The sequence below is a fragment of the Streptomyces sp. NPDC087420 genome, from assembly GCF_044744165.1.
GTDB lineage: Bacteria > Actinomycetota > Actinomycetes > Streptomycetales > Streptomycetaceae > Streptomyces.
In genome coordinates this window covers 748,727-765,651 of the sequence record NZ_JBIUXU010000001.1, presented here as the reverse complement: position 1 = coordinate 765,651, position 16,925 = coordinate 748,727, and the positions used below count along the sequence as shown (strand labels likewise).

16 protein-coding genes are annotated in these 16,925 nt (G+C 73.0%); 10 read left to right on the top strand and 6 right to left on the bottom strand.

The annotated features are described in order from the left end of the window. Positions 1–208 precede the first annotated feature (208 nt). A complete protein-coding gene (locus ACIO1C_RS03235; RefSeq protein WP_401857854.1) occupies positions 209–1,186 on the top strand; it encodes a fibronectin type III domain-containing protein in 978 nt (325 codons plus the stop codon). Positions 1,187–1,192: 6 nt separating this feature from the next. Here ACIO1C_RS03235 and ACIO1C_RS03230 read toward each other — a convergent pair whose 3' ends face one another. Then, complete coding sequence (locus tag ACIO1C_RS03230; protein WP_401857853.1) at positions 1,193–1,594, bottom strand: winged helix-turn-helix transcriptional regulator; 402 nt, start codon at positions 1,592–1,594, stop codon at positions 1,193–1,195. A gap of 180 nt (positions 1,595–1,774) precedes the next feature. Here ACIO1C_RS03230 and ACIO1C_RS03225 point away from each other — a divergent pair, with 180 nt between their 5' ends. Continuing rightward, positions 1,775–2,746, top strand: a complete 972-nt coding sequence (locus ACIO1C_RS03225) for an NADP-dependent oxidoreductase (RefSeq protein WP_401857850.1) — start codon at positions 1,775–1,777, stop codon at positions 2,744–2,746. A 52-nt stretch (positions 2,747–2,798) separates the two neighbouring features. On the opposite strand, the gene ACIO1C_RS03220 is transcribed toward ACIO1C_RS03225, so the two are convergent. Both ACIO1C_RS03220 and ACIO1C_RS03215 read right to left on the bottom strand, forming a co-directional pair. Beyond that, positions 2,799–3,905: a DUF6397 family protein gene (locus ACIO1C_RS03220; protein WP_401857847.1), complete on the bottom strand. Its 1,107-nt coding sequence runs from the start codon at positions 3,903–3,905 to the stop codon at positions 2,799–2,801. 97 nt (positions 3,906–4,002) lie between these two features. Continuing rightward, positions 4,003–4,416 carry a roadblock/LC7 domain-containing protein gene (locus ACIO1C_RS03215; protein ID WP_401857844.1) on the bottom strand — a complete coding sequence of 138 codons (414 nt, stop codon included), beginning with the start codon at positions 4,414–4,416 and terminating at the stop codon, positions 4,003–4,005. 140 nt (positions 4,417–4,556) lie between these two features. Here ACIO1C_RS03215 and ACIO1C_RS03210 point away from each other — a divergent pair, with 140 nt between their 5' ends. After that, the gene (locus tag ACIO1C_RS03210) at positions 4,557–4,985 is read left to right on the top strand and encodes a PPOX class F420-dependent oxidoreductase (RefSeq protein WP_401857841.1); all 429 of its coding nucleotides are present in this window, start codon (positions 4,557–4,559) and stop codon (positions 4,983–4,985) included. Between the two features lie 12 nt (positions 4,986–4,997). Here ACIO1C_RS03210 and ACIO1C_RS03205 read toward each other — a convergent pair whose 3' ends face one another. Then, a complete protein-coding gene (locus tag ACIO1C_RS03205) occupies positions 4,998–5,729 on the bottom strand; it encodes a 4'-phosphopantetheinyl transferase family protein (protein ID WP_401857838.1) in 732 nt (243 codons plus the stop codon). 218 nt (positions 5,730–5,947) lie between these two features. Here ACIO1C_RS03205 and ACIO1C_RS03200 point away from each other — a divergent pair, with 218 nt between their 5' ends. The 3 genes from ACIO1C_RS03200 to ACIO1C_RS03190 all read left to right on the top strand — a co-directional run bounded on the left by ACIO1C_RS03200 (position 5,948) and on the right by ACIO1C_RS03190 (position 7,957). Continuing rightward, positions 5,948–6,547, top strand: a complete 600-nt coding sequence (locus tag ACIO1C_RS03200; RefSeq protein WP_401857835.1) for a class I SAM-dependent methyltransferase — start codon at positions 5,948–5,950, stop codon at positions 6,545–6,547. Between the two features lie 101 nt (positions 6,548–6,648). Continuing rightward, positions 6,649–6,939, top strand: a complete 291-nt coding sequence (locus ACIO1C_RS03195) for a hypothetical protein (RefSeq protein WP_401764784.1) — start codon at positions 6,649–6,651, stop codon at positions 6,937–6,939. Between the two features lie 124 nt (positions 6,940–7,063). Further along, positions 7,064–7,957 carry a hypothetical protein gene (locus ACIO1C_RS03190; protein WP_401857832.1) on the top strand — a complete coding sequence of 298 codons (894 nt, stop codon included), beginning with the start codon at positions 7,064–7,066 and terminating at the stop codon, positions 7,955–7,957. Positions 7,958–8,082: 125 nt separating this feature from the next. On the opposite strand, the gene ACIO1C_RS03185 is transcribed toward ACIO1C_RS03190, so the two are convergent. Together ACIO1C_RS03185 and ACIO1C_RS03180 are read right to left on the bottom strand one after the other, a co-directional pair. Further along, positions 8,083–8,265 (bottom strand): hypothetical protein, encoded by a 183-nt coding sequence (locus ACIO1C_RS03185; RefSeq protein WP_167022577.1) that lies wholly within the window; start codon positions 8,263–8,265, stop codon positions 8,083–8,085. A 70-nt stretch (positions 8,266–8,335) separates the two neighbouring features. Then, positions 8,336–9,421: a fatty acid desaturase family protein gene (locus ACIO1C_RS03180; RefSeq protein ID WP_401857829.1), complete on the bottom strand. Its 1,086-nt coding sequence runs from the start codon at positions 9,419–9,421 to the stop codon at positions 8,336–8,338. Positions 9,422–9,694: 273 nt separating this feature from the next. Here ACIO1C_RS03180 and ACIO1C_RS03175 point away from each other — a divergent pair, with 273 nt between their 5' ends. From ACIO1C_RS03175 to ACIO1C_RS03160, 4 genes are all read left to right on the top strand, one after another. Then, on the top strand, positions 9,695–12,667 hold the full coding sequence (locus ACIO1C_RS03175) for a DEAD/DEAH box helicase (RefSeq protein ID WP_401857826.1): 2,973 nt from the start codon (positions 9,695–9,697) through the stop codon (positions 12,665–12,667). After that, positions 12,664–14,007, top strand: a complete 1,344-nt coding sequence (locus ACIO1C_RS03170; protein ID WP_401857823.1) for an SWF or SNF family helicase — start codon at positions 12,664–12,666, stop codon at positions 14,005–14,007. The genes ACIO1C_RS03175 and ACIO1C_RS03170 overlap by 4 nt, the downstream gene beginning before the upstream one ends. Before the next feature lie 162 nt (positions 14,008–14,169). After that, entirely contained in the window at positions 14,170–15,186 is a 1,017-nt protein-coding gene (locus ACIO1C_RS03165) for an acetamidase/formamidase family protein (RefSeq protein WP_401857821.1), read from the top strand. A 244-nt stretch (positions 15,187–15,430) separates the two neighbouring features. Beyond that, complete coding sequence (locus tag ACIO1C_RS03160) at positions 15,431–16,900, top strand: aldehyde dehydrogenase family protein (RefSeq protein WP_401857818.1); 1,470 nt, start codon at positions 15,431–15,433, stop codon at positions 16,898–16,900. Positions 16,901–16,925: the final 25 nt, after the last annotated feature.

Here is a 16,925-nt window from a genome sequence, read left to right as displayed (position 1 = left end):
AGACCCCTACCCCGGCCCGGCGGGAGGATTCCGGCGGTGTGTCGCGGCCCGCGGTGTGTCGCCCCTGGCGAGGGGCAGGAACCCGGGGGGAGGAACCGAGGGGGAGGAACCGGGCAGCCCGCCACCGTTATGCCTCTGCCTCTTGATGTGAACCCGACACCTGTGTCATATATGTCTAGACCATTGCCCCCCGGATGGAGGACACGGCATGCAGGACACGGCCTTGAGAAGGATCTTCCCCCTTGCCGCGCTCGCGTCCGTGGCCGCCCTCGGGCTCACCGCGTGCGGCTCCGACGAGGCCCCGCCCGCCGCCCCGGCCGGAGTGACCGCCCAGGCCGGTACCGCCACCTCCGTCCATGTCATGTGGCGGCAGGCGCCCAAGAGCGCCGGCATCACCGCCTACGAGGTCTACCGGGGCGGGACGAAGATCAAGGACGTCCCGGCGAACCAGAGCATGGTCGACATCACCGGCCTCAAACCCTCCACCCCGTACACCTTCACCGTCCGGGCCAAGGACGGCGACGGCACCTACTCCCCGCACAGCGCCAAGAAGTCCGCCACCACCCCCGCCGCCGTCGCGGAGGACAAGAAGGCCCCCTCCCGCCCGGCCGGGCTGACCGGCAAGAGCGCCGGCCCGCGCGGTGCCCAACTGAGCTGGACCAAGTCCGCCGCGGACCAGGGCGTCACGTCCTACGACATCTACCAGGGCGGCTCGAAGATCCACAGTGTCGCCGGGGGCGCGACCTCCGCGCGGATCACCTGGCTGCGGCCCGGAACCCACTACTCCTTCACGCTCGCCGCCCGCGACGCGGCGGACAACACCTCGCCCGTCAGCCGCACCGTCGAGATCACCACCCCGAAGGGGCCGGGCGACGACCCCGACACCGCTCCGACCGAGTTCCGCGCCGCGTCCCACGCCGCCGACGGCGCCTACTACGTGGACCTCTCGTGGGTGGCCCCGCAGACGGGGGCCAAGGTCACCACGTACGAGATCTATCTCGACGGGAAGTTCGCCACCACCCTCATCTGGGGCGGCGAACCCCCGAAGGGCCGGGCCACGTACAGCGTGTACGTGGGCAAGAAGGCGGGCGACGCCTACCGGGTGAAGCTGCGCGCCAAACTGCCCGACGGCAAGTGGGGCCGGTTCTCCGAGGAGCGCCCCGTCGTCACCGGCGACGCTCCCTGAGCCGGGTCAGGAGACCGGGGCGGGCACGCACGCCTCGTCCTCCGCAGCGGGCCGCCCTATCTCGTCCAGGTGCTGCTCCACCCAGGTGCGCACCTGACCGAGCGGGACGGCCACTCCCCGGCCCAGCCCGGTGAGTTCGTACTCGACGTGGAGCGGGACGGCCGGATAGACGGTCCGGTCGACGAAGCCGTGGTCCTCCAGGCGCCGCAGGGTGTTGGTCAGCACCTTGGGGCTGATGCCCTGGAGCCGCCGCTGGAGGGCGCCGAAGCGCTGCGGACCGTCCTCCATGGCGCCGATGGCCAGCGCCGCCCACTTGTTGGCGAGCAGATCGAGCACGTCACGGCACGGGCACTGCGCGGTGTAGACGTCGTGCTCGGCATGCCGGCCCGTCGTACAAGCGAGGGTCATCAGGTCGCCTTCCGTACCGTCTCTCGGCGCATGCTTCCCGCCCCTTGCTGCATGCTTTCTTATTGATAGTAATCACCCTTGCGAGATACCACTACCTCGGAGATAGCTTTTTGGGTGTCGATCAGCAACCGGCCGGGCGGCGTCCCGGTCCCTGGCACGCACCCACAGGAGCATGCAGCCATGAGCACTGACAACACGATGCGCGCGATCACCCAGGACAGCCTCGGCGGCCCCGAGGTCCTCCGGCTCGCCGAGGTGGCCAGGCCCCGGCCGCTGCCGACCGAGATCCAGGTCCGTGTCCACGCCGCCGGGGTGAACCCCGTCGACTGGAAGACCCGCGCGGGCGGCGGGGTGCGGGGCGTACTGGGCGAGCCTCCCTTCATCCTGGGCTGGGACGTCTCCGGAGTGGTGTCGGAGGTCGGGGGCGGCGTCAACACCGTCCAGGTGGGCGACGAGGTGTACGGCATGCCGTGGTTCCCCCGCCAGGCCGGCGCCTACGCCGAGTATGTGACCGCCCCCTCCCGGCAGTTCGCCCGCAAGCCCGCGACGATTCGCCACGATCAGGCCGCCGCGGTCCCGCTGGCCGGTCTCACCGCCTGGCAGTTGCTCGTGGACGCGGCGAAGGTCGAGGCGGGACAGCGGGTCCTCGTCCACGCCGCCGCCGGAGGTGTGGGCCACCTCGCGGTACAGATCGCCAAGCACCTCGGCGCGTATGTCATCGGCACCGCGAGCGCCGCCAAGCACGACTGGCTGCGTTCGCTCGGCGCCGACGAGGTCGTCGACTACCACAACGTCCGGTTCGAGGACGCCGTCCACCAGGTCGACGCCGTGATCGACCTCGTCGGGGACGAACACGACTCCACCAGCACCCGCTCGCTCCGGACGCTGCGCCCCGGCGGCATCCTCGTCCCCGTCCCGTCGGGCGTCTCGCCCGACCTCGTCAGGGCGGGACAGGAGCAAGGGCTGCGGGTCAGCGGCTTCCTGGTCGAGCCGGACGGCCACGCCCTGAGCCGGATCGCCGCGCTGATCGACAAGGGAGTGGTCACGGTGGGACTCGACGACGTCCTCCCCCTGGAGCAGGCGGCCGAGGCCCACCGCCGGGGCGAGGCGGGAGAGACCCGCGGCAAGCTGGTCCTGCGCGTCGCGTCCTGACCCGACCGCCCCACCGCCGGCCGCCGGCCGTCCCAGCCCTGTTCACCGCAGCTCACGGCCGCGCACCGCCGACCGGCCGCCCTGGGTCTCTCTCCTTCTCCTTCCTGAGGCGCAGCCGTGTCAGCAGCCCCTTCCCGGAGCCCCGCCGCAGCGGCTCGTGGGCGGCCATCGGCCAGGGCACGCTTTTGTCACTCTCCGGGGCCGCCCCCGCGTCGGAACCGAAACCGCGACCACGACCCAGATCGGGATTGGGATTGGGATCGGGGCGGGGCCGGGGTGGGACGTCACCGTGCGAGTCCGGACGGGGGGCCGGCCGGGTGCGTCTGGCCTCGTCGAGCAGCGCGGTGAGACTGGCGCGGTGCCAGCGGATCTCGTCCGGATGGTCGGCCAGCAGCAGCGGGCGCACCGCCGCCAGCGCCGCCTCCGAGTCGGAGCGGCCGTGGGCGAGGACGGGCTGAAGTCTGCTCAGATACGCCCGCTCGTACGGATCGCCCACCAGCTCGGCCCGCTGCGCCGGGTCCAGCACCGACCCGGTGATCGCCGCCCGCTCCCAGGGGTCCTCGCTCAGGTGCAGGAGGTGGCCGATGCGCCGGCCGCGCCAGTTGCGTGGCCGTACGTCGTCGTCCGGATCCCGTCCCGCGGTGAGCGTCCTGGGGAAGCGCCCGGCCAGGAGGGTCTCCTCCCTGGCGGCGAACGCCGTCAGCTCGTCGGCCAGATACAGCCACACCACCGCGCGATAGCGGTTCAGATAAAACTTCACCGGTGTCAGGTATCCGGACTTCGCGAGCCGGGTGAAGCGGCCGGGGCTGATGGCCATCAGCCCCGCCCCCTCGGCCGTGCCCACGGTCCGTACCCGCTCACGCAACACGTCCGGGAACCCGTCGGCGGCCCGCAGCCGCTCGATCTCCCGCCACTCGACCTCGCGCCGGGCGACCACCCGGCGCCCACCGCCCGCCCCGGCCGTGGTGCGGACGTGTCCCAGCTGGGCGGCCAGCTCGAACTCGCCCAGCTTCAGCTCCAGCTCCCGCGCGGCCCGCCCGACCGCAACGGTCTCCGGCGCCCCGTCCGGCGCGCTCCCCCGCTCCCCCTCTTCTGCCACCGCAGCCACCACAGCCGTCTCCGCGGCCGCTCCGTGCTTCGCGAACATCCTGATGTCCATGACGGTCCTCCCCCGTGAGCTCTCATTACTCTCGGTGACGACCGTAGCGCGATCCGCGCCCCTCCCGCTCAGCCTGTGGATAACTCTCGGCGAGAGGTCAGAGACCGCTCAGCGTGACGGGTCCGGGCTGCCTGGCGGCGACCCCGAGTCGCTCCCCGACCCGGTTGACGAGCAGGGTCATCTCGTACGCGACCTGCCCGACATCGGCCTCGGCCGTCGCCAGGACGCACAGGCAGCTGCCCTCGCCGGCCGCCGTGACCACCATCAGCGCTTCGTCGAACTCGACCATCGTCTGCCGGGCCCCGCCCGCGCCGAAATGACGCCCCGAACCCCTCGCCAGGCTCTGCAACCCCGAGGAGACCGCCGCCAGATGCTCCGCGTCCTCACGCGCCAGACCTGAACTGGCGCCCGTCACCAGACCGTCGTTGGACAGCACCAGCGCATGCCGTATGTGGTCCACCCGCCCGGTCAGATCGTTCAGCAGTCCGTCGAGTCCCTCGTCCAGCGGCATTGCCGGTCCTCCGCGTTCATATGATCCACGATGCCCTGCTACGCCCGTAGCCTTCCTCACCCACCGCACGTGGGCAAGCGATCGGCACACCTCCGGGGCGTCGCCGCGCTCCCGGCGGCGCGACGGCCGAAAATGCCGTCATGGCATCACACATGAGCAAGGACCAATGGCAGGCGTTCGTCAGCGAAGGCACCCGGACCGGCAAGCTGTGCACCGTACGGGCGGACGGCAGCCCGCACGTCGCGCCCATCTGGTTCGTCCTGGACGGCGACGACCTGATCTTCAACACCGGCAAGGAGACGGTGAAGGGCCGCAACCTGCGGCGCGACAACCGGGTCGCGCTGTGCGTGGACGACGAGCGGCCGCCGTTCTCCTTCGTCGTGATCGAGGGCCGGGCCGAACTCAGCGAGGACCCCGAGAAGCTGCTGGAGTGGGCGGTCCGGCTCGGGGCGCGGTACATGGGCGAGGAGCTCGCCCAGCAGGTCGGGGAACGCAACGCCGGGCCCGGGGAATTGCTCGTACGGGTACGGATCGACAAGGTCGTGAACGTGGCGGACATCGCGGAGTGACCTGAAGGTCACTCACGCGGGCGGACCGGCGGCGTCCTCGTTCCGTCCCCGGCGGGGCGAGGACACACTCCCGGCCGTATGGAGTGTCGTCGGCAACTGCCGCATCCGCGTCCTGAACGGGGGGCCCTGTACGGCACAGGCCGCCGCGTGGCCCGGGATCGTGGGTACGTCGGCGACGGTCCAGCCGGACGGCAGAGCCGCCCGCTCCGTCGTCCCGAGGTAGTCGGCGGCCAGGTCGCGCCCCAGGCCCGTACCGATGCCCTTGAGGTAGGCCTCCTTGCGGGTCCACACGCGGGTGAAGCCGGCCGGCCGGTCCTCGACGGGAAGCTCCGCCAACTCGGCCTGTTCGGCCGGGTGGAGGGCGGCGGCGAGATCGCCGACCGCGCGCCTCAGGGCCACCGGCTCGACGTCGACGCCGATGGCCTCGGACGCGACACCGATCATCACCAGGTCGCCGCCGTGGGACAGCGAGAAGTGCACCGGGAAGGGCGGATCCGTCAGTACGGGCCTGCCGTGCGGTCCTCCGCAGCACGGGCAGGTGTCCCTGCCCAGCACGATCGCCTCCGGCGCGAGCCCCACACACGCCCCGAGAACGCGCCGGAGCGCGGTGTGCGCGACGGCGTACCGGATCCGGTCGCGGCCGTGCACGAAGGCCGCCGCCCGCCGGCGTTCCCCGGCGTTCAGCACGGAGAGGTCGAGGGTCTCCTCGGCCTGCCGCGAGATGTCCAGCAGCCAGAGGTCCACCACTCCCGGGCGCGGCGCGCCGAGCGGCCCGACGGGTCGGGCGTCGCGGCGCTGGATCTCGGACAGGGCGGTCTCCCAGGAGGTGCAGGTCAGTGGAGTGACCAGCGTAACCGCATCGGCCGTACACCCGGCCGCTTGTCCAGCCCCGCGTCCAGCCCCGCGTCCGGTCCCGTTAGGTGTACGGCGCCTCGGAGCGCCGCTTGGGGGATCATGGGGGCATGGCCCACGATCACACGCACGTGCAGCGGTTCTTCGGCGCGAGGGCGGCGGAGTGGGACAGCCGCTTCCCCGACGACGGCCCCGCCTATGCGGCGGCCGTCGCGGACCTCGGGCTGCGGCCCGGGGACGCGGTGCTGGACGCCGGGTGCGGGACGGGCCGCGCCCTGCCCGCGCTGCGGGACGCGGTGGGACCGGCGGGTACGGTGCTGGGCGTCGACCTGACGGCCGCGATGCTCGACGCGGCCGTACGGGCGGATCGCCACCGCAGCGGCCGGCTGGTACGGGCCGACGTGGCCGTACTGCCGGTCAGGGACGGCGCGCTGGACGCGGTGTTCGCCGCCGGACTGATCGCCCACCTGCCGCAACCGGCCGAGGGTCTCGGGGAGTTGGCGCGTGTCGTGCGCCCCGGTGGGCAGTTGGCGCTGTTCCATCCCATCGGCCGCGCGGCCCTGGCCGCCCGGCAGAGCCGGGTGATCACGGAGGACGACCTGCGGGCCGAGCCCAACCTCCGTCCGCTGCTGGCCGGTTCGGGGTGGCGGCTGCAGTCGTACGTGGACGAGGAGACCCGTTTTCTCGCGCTGGCGGTCCGTCAGGACTGAGCCACCGGCCGCCTGGACGCGGACGTCCTCTTCTGCCCGGGGGCCCCGGACCGTACGTTGGAGTGCCAGGCAGCGCCCGTCAGCAGGGGAAGGTGGACCCGGTGTTCGATCGACTGCGCAGGATCCTTGTCTCGGACCGCCCCGCCGCACCGTCCGGATCACAGCCCCGGGCACGACAGCACAACCTCTTCGAAGCGGCGGCCACCTATGTGGCGGCGTGCGCGGAGGACGATCAGCAGCGCGGCGACGAGGCCGCCGGGTGGGTCTCGCCGGAAGCGCTCTCGTTCGGCGTCAGCGAGCTGGCGTGCCGCGCCGTGATCGCGCTGGCGCGGGAGCGTGACGAGTCACCGCAGACGGTGGCCCGCAGCCTCCTCGGGCTGCCCGCCGCGTGAGAACGGCGCAGGTCCGGCGCGGTCCCGGGAGCGACTGCGCGGATACCGGGCCGTAGCGGACTCTCGACGTCCGGGTGGTCCACTGGCTAGGGTGCGCCGACAACCGCTCGAATCGGGAGGTGTCGTGGCCGTAGCGGACGATTCCATCGATGATGACACCCTGTACGTGCTCACTGCCGCTCTGCTGACCCCGGCGCAGTTCCCCGGCGTCCTCGGGGACGACTACCCGGAGGCGTGCGCCGCCCTCGGGCTCGAACCCTGGAGCCGGGGTTACGGGCTGGTCCTCGGCCAGGACGGCGACGGTGCGCGCTGGACGGTGGCGGTGGACGACGTGTCGCTGGTCGCCGTCGCGATCGCCTCCTGGGACTGCGGCATGGAGTACGACCTCTCGCCGGAGGAGCGGACCGTGGTCTGCGCGCTGCCCGGCTGGCCGCTCGACCTGGCCGTGTCGGCGCCCGGCGTGGCCGCCCCGCACGACCCGGATCCGGACCTCGTACCGGAGGCCGGAGAGCCCGGAGGGATCGCGCGGACGCCGCTCGCCCCGCCGGACACCACGGTCTGGGGCCCGGCGCAGCGGCGCCTCGGCGCGGACGAGGTCGCCGCGCACTGGACGGCGTGGCGAGAGCAGTACGACGCCGCTGTGAAGGGCTCACCCCCGACGGAGGAGCCGCCCGGCGGGACGGGCGCCGGGAGCGAGGGTACGGCTGAGCCGGGGGAGGCCTCCGGGAGCCCCGCCGGGACCGAGCCGCCCCCTCCGGAGCTGCTGCGCGTCCTCGCCGAGCTGCGCGCCTATGTGGAGGCGGCTCCGCCCCTGGGCAGGGTCCGCTCCAGCTTCGCCCCCGGCGATGCCCGGACCCTGCGCGCGGACGGCCCCGGCTGGTCCTTCGTCGCCAGGACCGACGACATGGCCTTCGTCCTGATGGACGACGAGCCCAGCGAAGTGCTTCCGATCGCCCGTGGCCCGGAACTCCCGGCGCTTCTCGCGGCCCTCGACGCCATGGCCGTACGCCCCGCGTGAGCCGGTCGCACCGCGGGCCTGAACGTGACAGCGACGTACCAGCGACGTGAGAGCGCCGCACGCCCGCGCACAGCAGAGCTGACCGGGGGAACCCGGCGGTCCCTCCGGTCAGCTGTCCGGCCCGGTCAGCGGCCGATCTGCTTGCGGTTGATCCGGCGCAGCCTGCGGCGCTGCGACGGGTCCAGCATCAGGTAGGTGGCCGCCGGCACACCCACCACGATCAGCAGGGCCACCCAGAACGGTACGAACGCCCAGAGGATCAGGCCGACGGCCACTCCCCCGACGGCGATCTTTGCTTGTGTCGACATCCCGACGCCTCCTTCGCGGCCATGGGCCGCTCACTGCTCGGTGAACGCGTAGGAACGTCCGCCAGTTCCACTATGCGCCTGTACGGAGCGGTTCGCCGACGTCGTGGAGGTGACCGAGGGCCTGGCGGTACGAGTCGATCAGTCCGGTCTCGGCGTACGAGACCCCCAGCGCGTGGCAGTGCGCGCGCACCAGGGGCTGGGCGAGCCGCAGGTGGGGGCGGGGCATGCTGGGGAAGAGGTGGTGCTCGATCTGGTAGTTCAGCCCGCCGAGGAACCAGTCGGTGAGCACACCTCCGCGAATGTTGCGTGAGGTCAGGACCTGGCGGCGCAGGTGCCCCCAGCCCGCGCTGTTCTCGGGGTCGGGCATCTCCATGCCCTTGTGGTTCGGCGCGAAGGCCATGCCCAGGTGCAGGCCGAGGAGCATCTGGTGGATCACCGCGAAGACGACGGCCTGGCCGAGGGTCAGCGTGGTGAGCAGCAGGGTGACGTACGCGGCGACGTGCGCGCCCAGCAGTAGACCCTCCACCGCGCGGCGGCGGCCGGGCATGCGGGTGTCCTTCTGGCGCGAGAAGACGGCCTGGAAGCCGTACACCTTGAGGGCGATGCCCTCCAGGGTCGTCAGCGGGAAGAACATCCACGCCTGGTGGCGGGTGAGCCAGCCGCGCAGTCCCGTGCGGCCCGCCGTCTGCCCCTGGGTGAAGACGAAGATGTCGGCGGCGACGTCCGGGTCCTTGTCGATGTGATTGGGGTTGGCGTGGTGCCGGTTGTGCTTGTCGTTCCACCACTCCTGGCTCATCCCGAGCAGCAGGTTCGCGTGGACGAGCTGGATGACGCGGCCCTTGCCGCGGTCGCCGGTGATCTGGGCGTGTCCCGCGTCGTGGCCGATGAACGCGATCCGGGCCGAGAGGACCGCCAGCGGGGGCGCGAGGAGCATCGTCCACCAGGACGGGCCGATGAGCGCCATGGCGGTGACGACGGCGGCGACGAGGACCAGGTTGACCGTGATGCCCCGGGCGTACCAGGCGACCCGGCGCTCGAGGAGTCCCTGTTCCTTGACCGTCCGCAGCAAGGGCGCGAAGTCGCTGCCGGTGCCGCGGACGGTGGCCGGTTCGGGTATGGACTCCACAGCGGGGGGTGCGGTGGTGGCCTGGGGCATGTCGGTCTCCGGTCTGTCGGCCGATGTGCGGGAAGAAGGGTCGCGCTGTATGCGCTGACCTGGAGAAAAACGTACGGGCCCGGCGAAGGTGGCGACCATGGCGCCACCCCCCGGAAGAAGGGGAGGCTTCCCGGGGGTCGGCAGTGGTGCTGGCTACACCCCGCCGCTTCGGTATGAGTCGAGTCACGGCAGCTCCGGGACCGCGTGGCTTCGCGGTCGGGTACCATCGGCGGCTCACCCGCAGTAGTCAAAGTTGAGGAATGCGTCTTCGCTGTGCACACGCTCCCCGCGGCAATGCTCTCCCGGGTCTCCGAACTCGCCCGCTGTTCCACGGTCTTTCTCCCGGGGGACCCGGCTCGCACCGGCCGGATCGCCTACTGGCACCCCGACGGCGCGGAACCGCCGTCCGCGCCGGGCTCCGTGGAGGAGCTGGCCGTCGTCGACACCGAGGCCCACCCTCTCATGGTCAGGGCGTTGCTGGTGCCCCTGCGGGACGCTCTTCCGTCGCTGACCAGGGCCCGTGTGGCGGAGAATGTGTCACCGTCCGGCGCCTTCTGGGGCGCGGCGACGCTGCTTGCCCTGCAACTGGCCTCCTGCGGACGGATGTTGCCCGGTCTCACCGGGACCGGGCACGACGCGTGGCGGGCCGGACCGCTGACGGCCGAGGACCTGGAGCGGGTCCGTACGCTCGCCGCTTCCATGCCTCCCACCGCGCACGCCGTTCCGCTCGGCGGAGGTGGTTTGGCCGGAACCGTTCTTCTGCCCGAGCCGGAAGGGCTGTTGAGGGACTTCCTCGACGCGGTGGCCGACACCCTGCCGCGTACCCCCGCCGCGCCGCTCGCCGCCGGTGGTGACGCCTTCGCCGCCGTGCCCGCCCGGCGCTTCCCCGAACTCCGTGGCTGGGCGGGCGATGTGGCCGCGGGCCACGACGCGGAGGTACGGCTCTCCCTCCGCGTCGAGGTGACGGGTCTGTCCGGCGCGGACGTCCCGGGCGAGGACGACTTCGCGGGGCCCGGTCCTGTCTTCCGGGCCGTGGTCCAGATGCACAGCGTCAGTGACCCGGCGGTCGTCGCCGACGCGGCGGAGTTCTGGGCGGCTCCCGCGGACCCGCGCTCCCCCGGGGGTTCGGCGGCGGCCTTCGGACCGCGTGCGCGGATGGACGCCCTGCTGGCGCTGCGCCGGGCGGCCCGCGCCTGGCCGCCGCTGGCGCGGCTGCTCGCGGCCGCCGTGCCGGACGCCGTGGAGCTGGACGACGACGAGATCGGCGAGCTGCTCGGCGAGGCGTCCGGGGCACTCGCCGCGACCGGTGTCCAGGTGCACTGGCCCAAGGAGTTGGCGCGGACGCTCACGGCCCGCGCGGTGATCGGGCCGCCACCGGCGGGGGGCGGGTCTCAGGCCACCGGTGCGAACGGGGACGGCTCCGGCGGTACGGACCCCACCGGCGGCGGCCCGGGGCGGACCGGGAGCGATCTGCCCTCCTTCCTCTCCGCCGACGCGCTCCTCGCCTTCAACTGGCGTTTCGCGCTGGGCGATCAGCAGCTCACCCGCGCCGAACTCGACCAACTCGCCGAGGCGGGGCGCCCGGTGGTCCGGCTGCGCGACCGGTGGGTGCTCATCGACCCCGCCGAGGCACGCCGTGTCCGGGAGAGCCAGGACCGCCACGTCACCCCGCTCGACGCGCTCGGCGCCGTACTGACCGGCTCCGCCGAGGTCGACGGACGCCGGGTCGACGTCACCGCGTCGGGCTGGCTCGCCGAGCTGCGCGACCGGCTGGCCGATCCCGAATCCGCCGCCACCCGTGCCGGTGAGGAGATCCCCCAGCCGGCCGCACTGGACGCGACGCTCAGGGACTACCAACTGCGCGGCCTGAACTGGCTGCACCGCATGACCTCCCTCGGCCTCGGCGCCTGTCTCGCCGACGACATGGGGCTCGGCAAGACCATCACCCTCATCGCCCTCCATCTGCACCGGCAGACCGACCCGTCGGCGGCGGGACCGACCCTGGTGGTCTGCCCCGCCTCGCTGATGGGCAACTGGCAGCGGGAGGTGGAGCGGTTCGCGCCCGGCACCCCGGTCCGCCGCTTCCACGGCGCCTCCCGCGCCCTGGAGGGCCTGCGGGAGGGCGAGTTCGTCCTCACCACCTACGGCACGATGCGGCTCGACGCGCCCCGGCTCGCCGACGCCGGCTGGGGCCTCGTGGTCGCCGACGAGGCGCAGCACGTCAAGAATCCGTACTCGGCGACGGCCAGGCAGCTGCGGACGATCCGCGCCAAGGCGCGGGTGGCGCTCTCCGGGACACCGGTGGAGAACAACCTCTCCGAGCTGTGGGCGATTCTGGACTGGACCACTCCGGGCCTGCTCGGCCGCCTCGGGACGTTCCGTACCCGCTACGCGCAGGCCATCGAGAGCGGTGGTGACCCGGCGGCCGCCGAACGGCTCGCCGCGCTGGTCCGCCCTTTCCTGCTGCGCCGCCGCAAGTCCGATCCGGGCATCGCGCCGGAGCTGCCGCCGAAGACCGAGACCGACCGGGCCGTCTCCCTCACCACGGAGCAGGCGGGCCTGTACGAGGCGGTCGTACGGGAGACTCTCGCGGCGATCACCGGGGCCGGCGGCATGGAACGGCGGGGCCTGGTGGTGAAGTTGCTGACCGGGCTCAAGCAGATCTGCAACCACCCGGCGCAGTACCTCAAGGAGACCGCACCGCGCCTCGCGAACCGGTCGGGAAAGCTGGAGCTGCTCGACGAACTGCTCGACACCATCCTCGCGGAGGGCGCGAGTGTGCTGGTCTTCACGCAGTACGTACGGATGGCGCGGTTGCTGGAGGACCACCTGGCGGCGCGCGGCACACCGAGCCAGTTCCTGCACGGCGGCACACCGATCCCCGAGCGCGAGGCGATGGTCGACCGCTTCCAGAACGGTGAAGTGCCGGTGTTCCTGCTGTCGTTGAAGGCGGCGGGCACCGGGCTCAATCTCACCCGGGCGGAGCACGTCGTGCATTACGACCGCTGGTGGAACCCCGCCGTCGAGGCGCAGGCCACGGACCGCGCGTACCGCATCGGGCAGCACCGGCCCGTGCAGGTGCACCGGATGATCACCGAGGGCACGATCGAGGACCGCATCGCCGGGATGCTGGCGCGCAAGCAGAAGCTGGCGGACTCGGTGCTCGGCGCGGGTGAGGCCGCGCTGACCGAACTGACCGACGCCGAACTGGCGGATCTGGTGGAGCTGCGAGGGAGTGCCCGATGACCGGGAACGCGAGCGCGCACGACGGCGGCGGTGGCGCCGGTACGGACGGGGACGCGCGGGTCTTCGCGGCTCTGCCGCCCGCCCAGGGCCGGGGCTTCGCCCGGTCCTGGTGGGGCCTGGCCTGGCTGAAGGCGCTGGAGGACACCGCGCTGGACGGCCAGCAGCTGAAGAAGGGGCGGCGGCACGCCCGCGAGGGGGCCGTCGGGGCGGTGTCCGTCCGGCCGGGCCGGATCACCGCCGTCGTACGGGACCGGGACGGCACGGCGCAGCGCAGTGACGTGCTGTGGCCGCGGCTGAGCGAGGAGGAGTGGGACCGCTTCCTCGACATGGCGGTCGACCGGGCGGGGCACATCGCCGCGCTGCTGGACCGGGAGATGCCGCCGCATCTGGTGGAGGACGCGGCGGGCGCGGGGGTCGAACTGCTCCCCGGCATCGGCGATCTGGAGCCGCGGTGCGGCTGCGAGGCGTGGGACCACTGCCCGCACACCGCCGCGCTCTGCTACCAGATGGCGCGGCTGCTGGACCAGGACCCGTTCGTCCTGCTGCTGATGCGGGGGCGGGGCGAGCGGCGGCTGCTGGACGAGTTGCAGGTACGGAGTGTGGCGCGGGCGGCCCGTACGGACGAGCCGGGCGAGACGTCCGGGGAGTCCGCCGACGGCACCCCCACGCGGCCTGGGGCGCCGGAGGGGGTGCCGGCCGCCGAGGCCTTCGCCGCGCGGGACATTCTGCCGGCCCTGCCGCCTCCCCCACCGCCGCCGCCCGGAGCGGGACAGCCGCCGGTGCTCGACACCGACACACCGCCGCCCTCCGGGGTCGACGCCCACGCGGTGGGGTTCCTGGCCGCCGACGCGGCGGCGCGGGCCCTGCGGCTGCTGTCGGAGGCGCTGGCGCCCGGTCATGAACAGCAGCCGCCGGAAGCGGAGTTGACACCGGGTCAGGACGCCGTACGGCTGGCGGTGTCGGCCGACGACGAGAGGCTCCTGGCCCGGCTCGCCGAGGGCTCCGGCCGGGGGCGGGCCGAGCTGGACCTCGCCGTACGGGCCTGGCGGTACGGGGGCGCGCCCGCGCTCGCCGCCCTGGAGGAGGAGTGGACCCCGGAGCCGGGGGCGCTGGCCCGCGCCGGGGCCGCGCTCGACGGGGCCTGGGAGGACGGCGACCGGCCCCGGCTGCGGTCCGGTGGGCCCGCGCGCTGGACGGTGGAGGGCAGTGGGGCGCAGCTGCGCCTGGGGCCGGACGGGCGGTGGTGGCCCTTCCGCGAGGAGCGGGGCCGGTGGGCACCGGCGGGGCCCGGGGACCACGACCCCGCCGCGGCGCTGGCCGGTGCGCTCGGCGACGTGTGACCCGGGAGCGTCTTCCGCGCGAGTGCGACCCGGGAGCGTCTTCCGCCCGCCCGGGGCCGCGCCGTACGGTGATCGCCGGCGGGACCGCGGAGCCGCACCCGCACACCCGTACAGACGCATGTCCGCACGTCCGCAGGTCCGACAGAGGAAGAGGCGCGCCCCATGAGTGACCCGAGGATCCTGACCGTACGGCCGGAGAAGGGCGAGTACGCCTGGACGTTCGGCGGCGTCGCGCCCGTCGCGCGCATCACTCCGGGCACGGTCCTGGACCTGTTCACCGAGGACTGCTTCGCGGGGCGCGTACGGTCCGTGAACGATCTGGTCTCCGAGGTGTGCGAGTTCCCGTTCCTCAATCCGCAGACGGGCCCCTTCTACGTCGAGGGCGCGGAGCCCGGCGACACGCTGGCGGTGCACTTCGTGTCGATCCGGCCCGCGCGGGACTGGGCGGCGTCCTCCACCGTGCCGCTCTTCGGCGCGCTGACCTCCACCACCACGACGGCGACGCTCCAGCCGCCGCTGCCGGAGGTCGTGTGGATGTGGCAGCTCGACCGGGAGCGCGGCACCTGTCTGTTCAGCGCGCGCGACAGCGACATCCGGATCGAACTGCCCATGGACCCGATGCACGGCACGGTCGGGGTGGCGCCGGCCAACCTGGAGGTACGGTCCGCGCTGGTCCCCGACGCGCACGGCGGCAACATGGACACGCCAGAGATGCGCGCCGGGGTGACCTGCTACCTCGGGGTGAACGTGGAGGGCGCGCTGCTCAGCCTCGGTGACGGGCACGCGCGGCAGGGGGAGGGCGAGACGTGCGGGGTGGCCGTCGAGTGCGCCATGAACACCGTGGTGATCGTGGAGCTGCTCAAGGGCGTCCCGACGCCCTGGCCGCGCATCGAGTCCGACACCCACATCATCTCGACGGGCTCGGCCCGCCCGCTGGAGGACGCGTTCCGCATCTCCCAGCTGGACCTGGTGCGTTGGCTGGCGCGCGACTACGGTCTTTCCGAGCTGGACGCGTACCAGCTGGTCACGCAGGCCGGTGAGGCGCCGCTGGCCAACGTGTGCGACACCAACTACACGTGTGTGGCGAAGATCCGCAAGGAGTGGCTGCCCGCCGGTGACCCGCACGGCGGCCTGCACCGCCATCTGCGCGAGACGGCGGCGGTCCTCCCCACCGCGTGACAGCGTCACAGCCGCCTTCCGGGTGATTCAGGGCGTGTCTCACGGATCGGCCCGGTCGGATCCGGAGGGACTCCGGAGGGACCGCCCGGGCGGGCCTGTGGCGTCTCTGTGGCGTCCTTGGGTCGCTCCTGACGGTTCCTCCGGTCCCCGGCCGCTCCCTCCCGGCCTGCGCTCACGCCCGGATCTCCTTACTGTCGGTTCTTGGGGCACCACACAGCGTGCCACCCGAACCGGAGGAGTCACCATGCCGGAGCTGTTCATCGGCGGCAGGTGGACCGCCGCCCTCGACGGGCGGACACGCGAGATCCGCTGTCCCGCGGACGGTTCCCTGGTCGCGACCGTCGACGAGGGGGGTCCGCAGGACGCCGCCGCGGCGATCGCCGCGGCCCGGGACGCGTACGACCGCGGGCCGTGGCCCGGCACCCCCGCCGCCGAGCGGGGCCGGCTGCTGCTGCGGGTCGCCGGTCTGCTGGAGCGCGACAAACACGTGCTCGCCCGCGCCGAGTCCCTGGACACCGGGAAGCGGCTCGTGGAGAGCGAGTTCGACATGGACGACGTGGCGAACTGCTTCCGCTACTTCGGCAACCTCGTGGCGGCGGGCGGCCGGGACCGGATCGTGGACACCGGCAACCCCGAGGTGGACAGCCGGGTGGTGCACGAGCCGGTCGGGGTGTGCGCGCTGATCACCCCCTGGAACTATCCGCTCCTCCAGACCGCCTGGAAGGTCGCCCCCGCCCTCGGCGCCGGCAACACCTTCGTTCTCAAGCCCAGCGAACTGACCCCGCACACCGCGATCCTGCTGATGCGGCTGCTGGCCGAGGCGGGACTGCCCGGCGGCACGGCGAATCTCCTGCTCGGCGCGGGGGCCACCGCCGGGGCGCCGCTGAGCGAGGACCCGCGCGTGGACCTCGTGTCGTTCACCGGCGGTCTGGTCACCGGACGGCGCGTCATGGCCGCCGCCGCCCCCACCGTGAAGAAGCTCGCCCTGGAGCTGGGCGGCAAGAACCCCAACATCGTCTTCGCCGACGCGGACTACGACACGGCGGTGGACTACGCGCTGACGGCGGTGTTCCTGCACTCCGGGCAGGTGTGCTCGGCCGGGGCGCGGCTGCTGGTCCAGGAGGAGCTGCACGACAGCTTCGTGGAGGACGTCGTGGCCAGGGCGCGCGCGATCCCGCTGGGCGGCCCCTTCGACGACCACGCCCGTACGGGACCGCTGATCTCCGCCGCGCACCGGGAGAAGGTCGAGGCGTACGTGGCGGCCGGCGTCGCCGAGGGCGCGGTGCTGCGCTGCGGCGGGGCGCGGCCCGACGACCCGGAGCTGAGCGCGGGCTTCTACTACCTGCCGACCGTGCTGGACGAGTGCACTCCCGGCATGTCGGTGGTACGGGACGAGTCGTTCGGTCCGGTGCTGACGGTCGAACGGTTCCGCGACGAACAGGAGGCGCTGGCCCTCGCCAACGACACCGTGTACGGACTGGCCGGGGCGGTGTGGTCGCAGGACGTCGGCCGCGCCCACCGGGTGGCGTCGCGGCTGCGCGCCGGAACCGTGTGGATCAACGACTTCCAGCCGTACGTGCCGCAGGCGGAGTGGGGCGGGATGAAACAGTCCGGCTTCGGGCGGGAGTTGGGTCCCTCGGGGCTGGCGGAGTACCAGCAGGTGAAGCACGTCTGGCGCAACCTCGGTCCCCGGCCGCTCGGTTGGTTCGAGTGACCACCGGGCCGGACGGGGAGAAGCC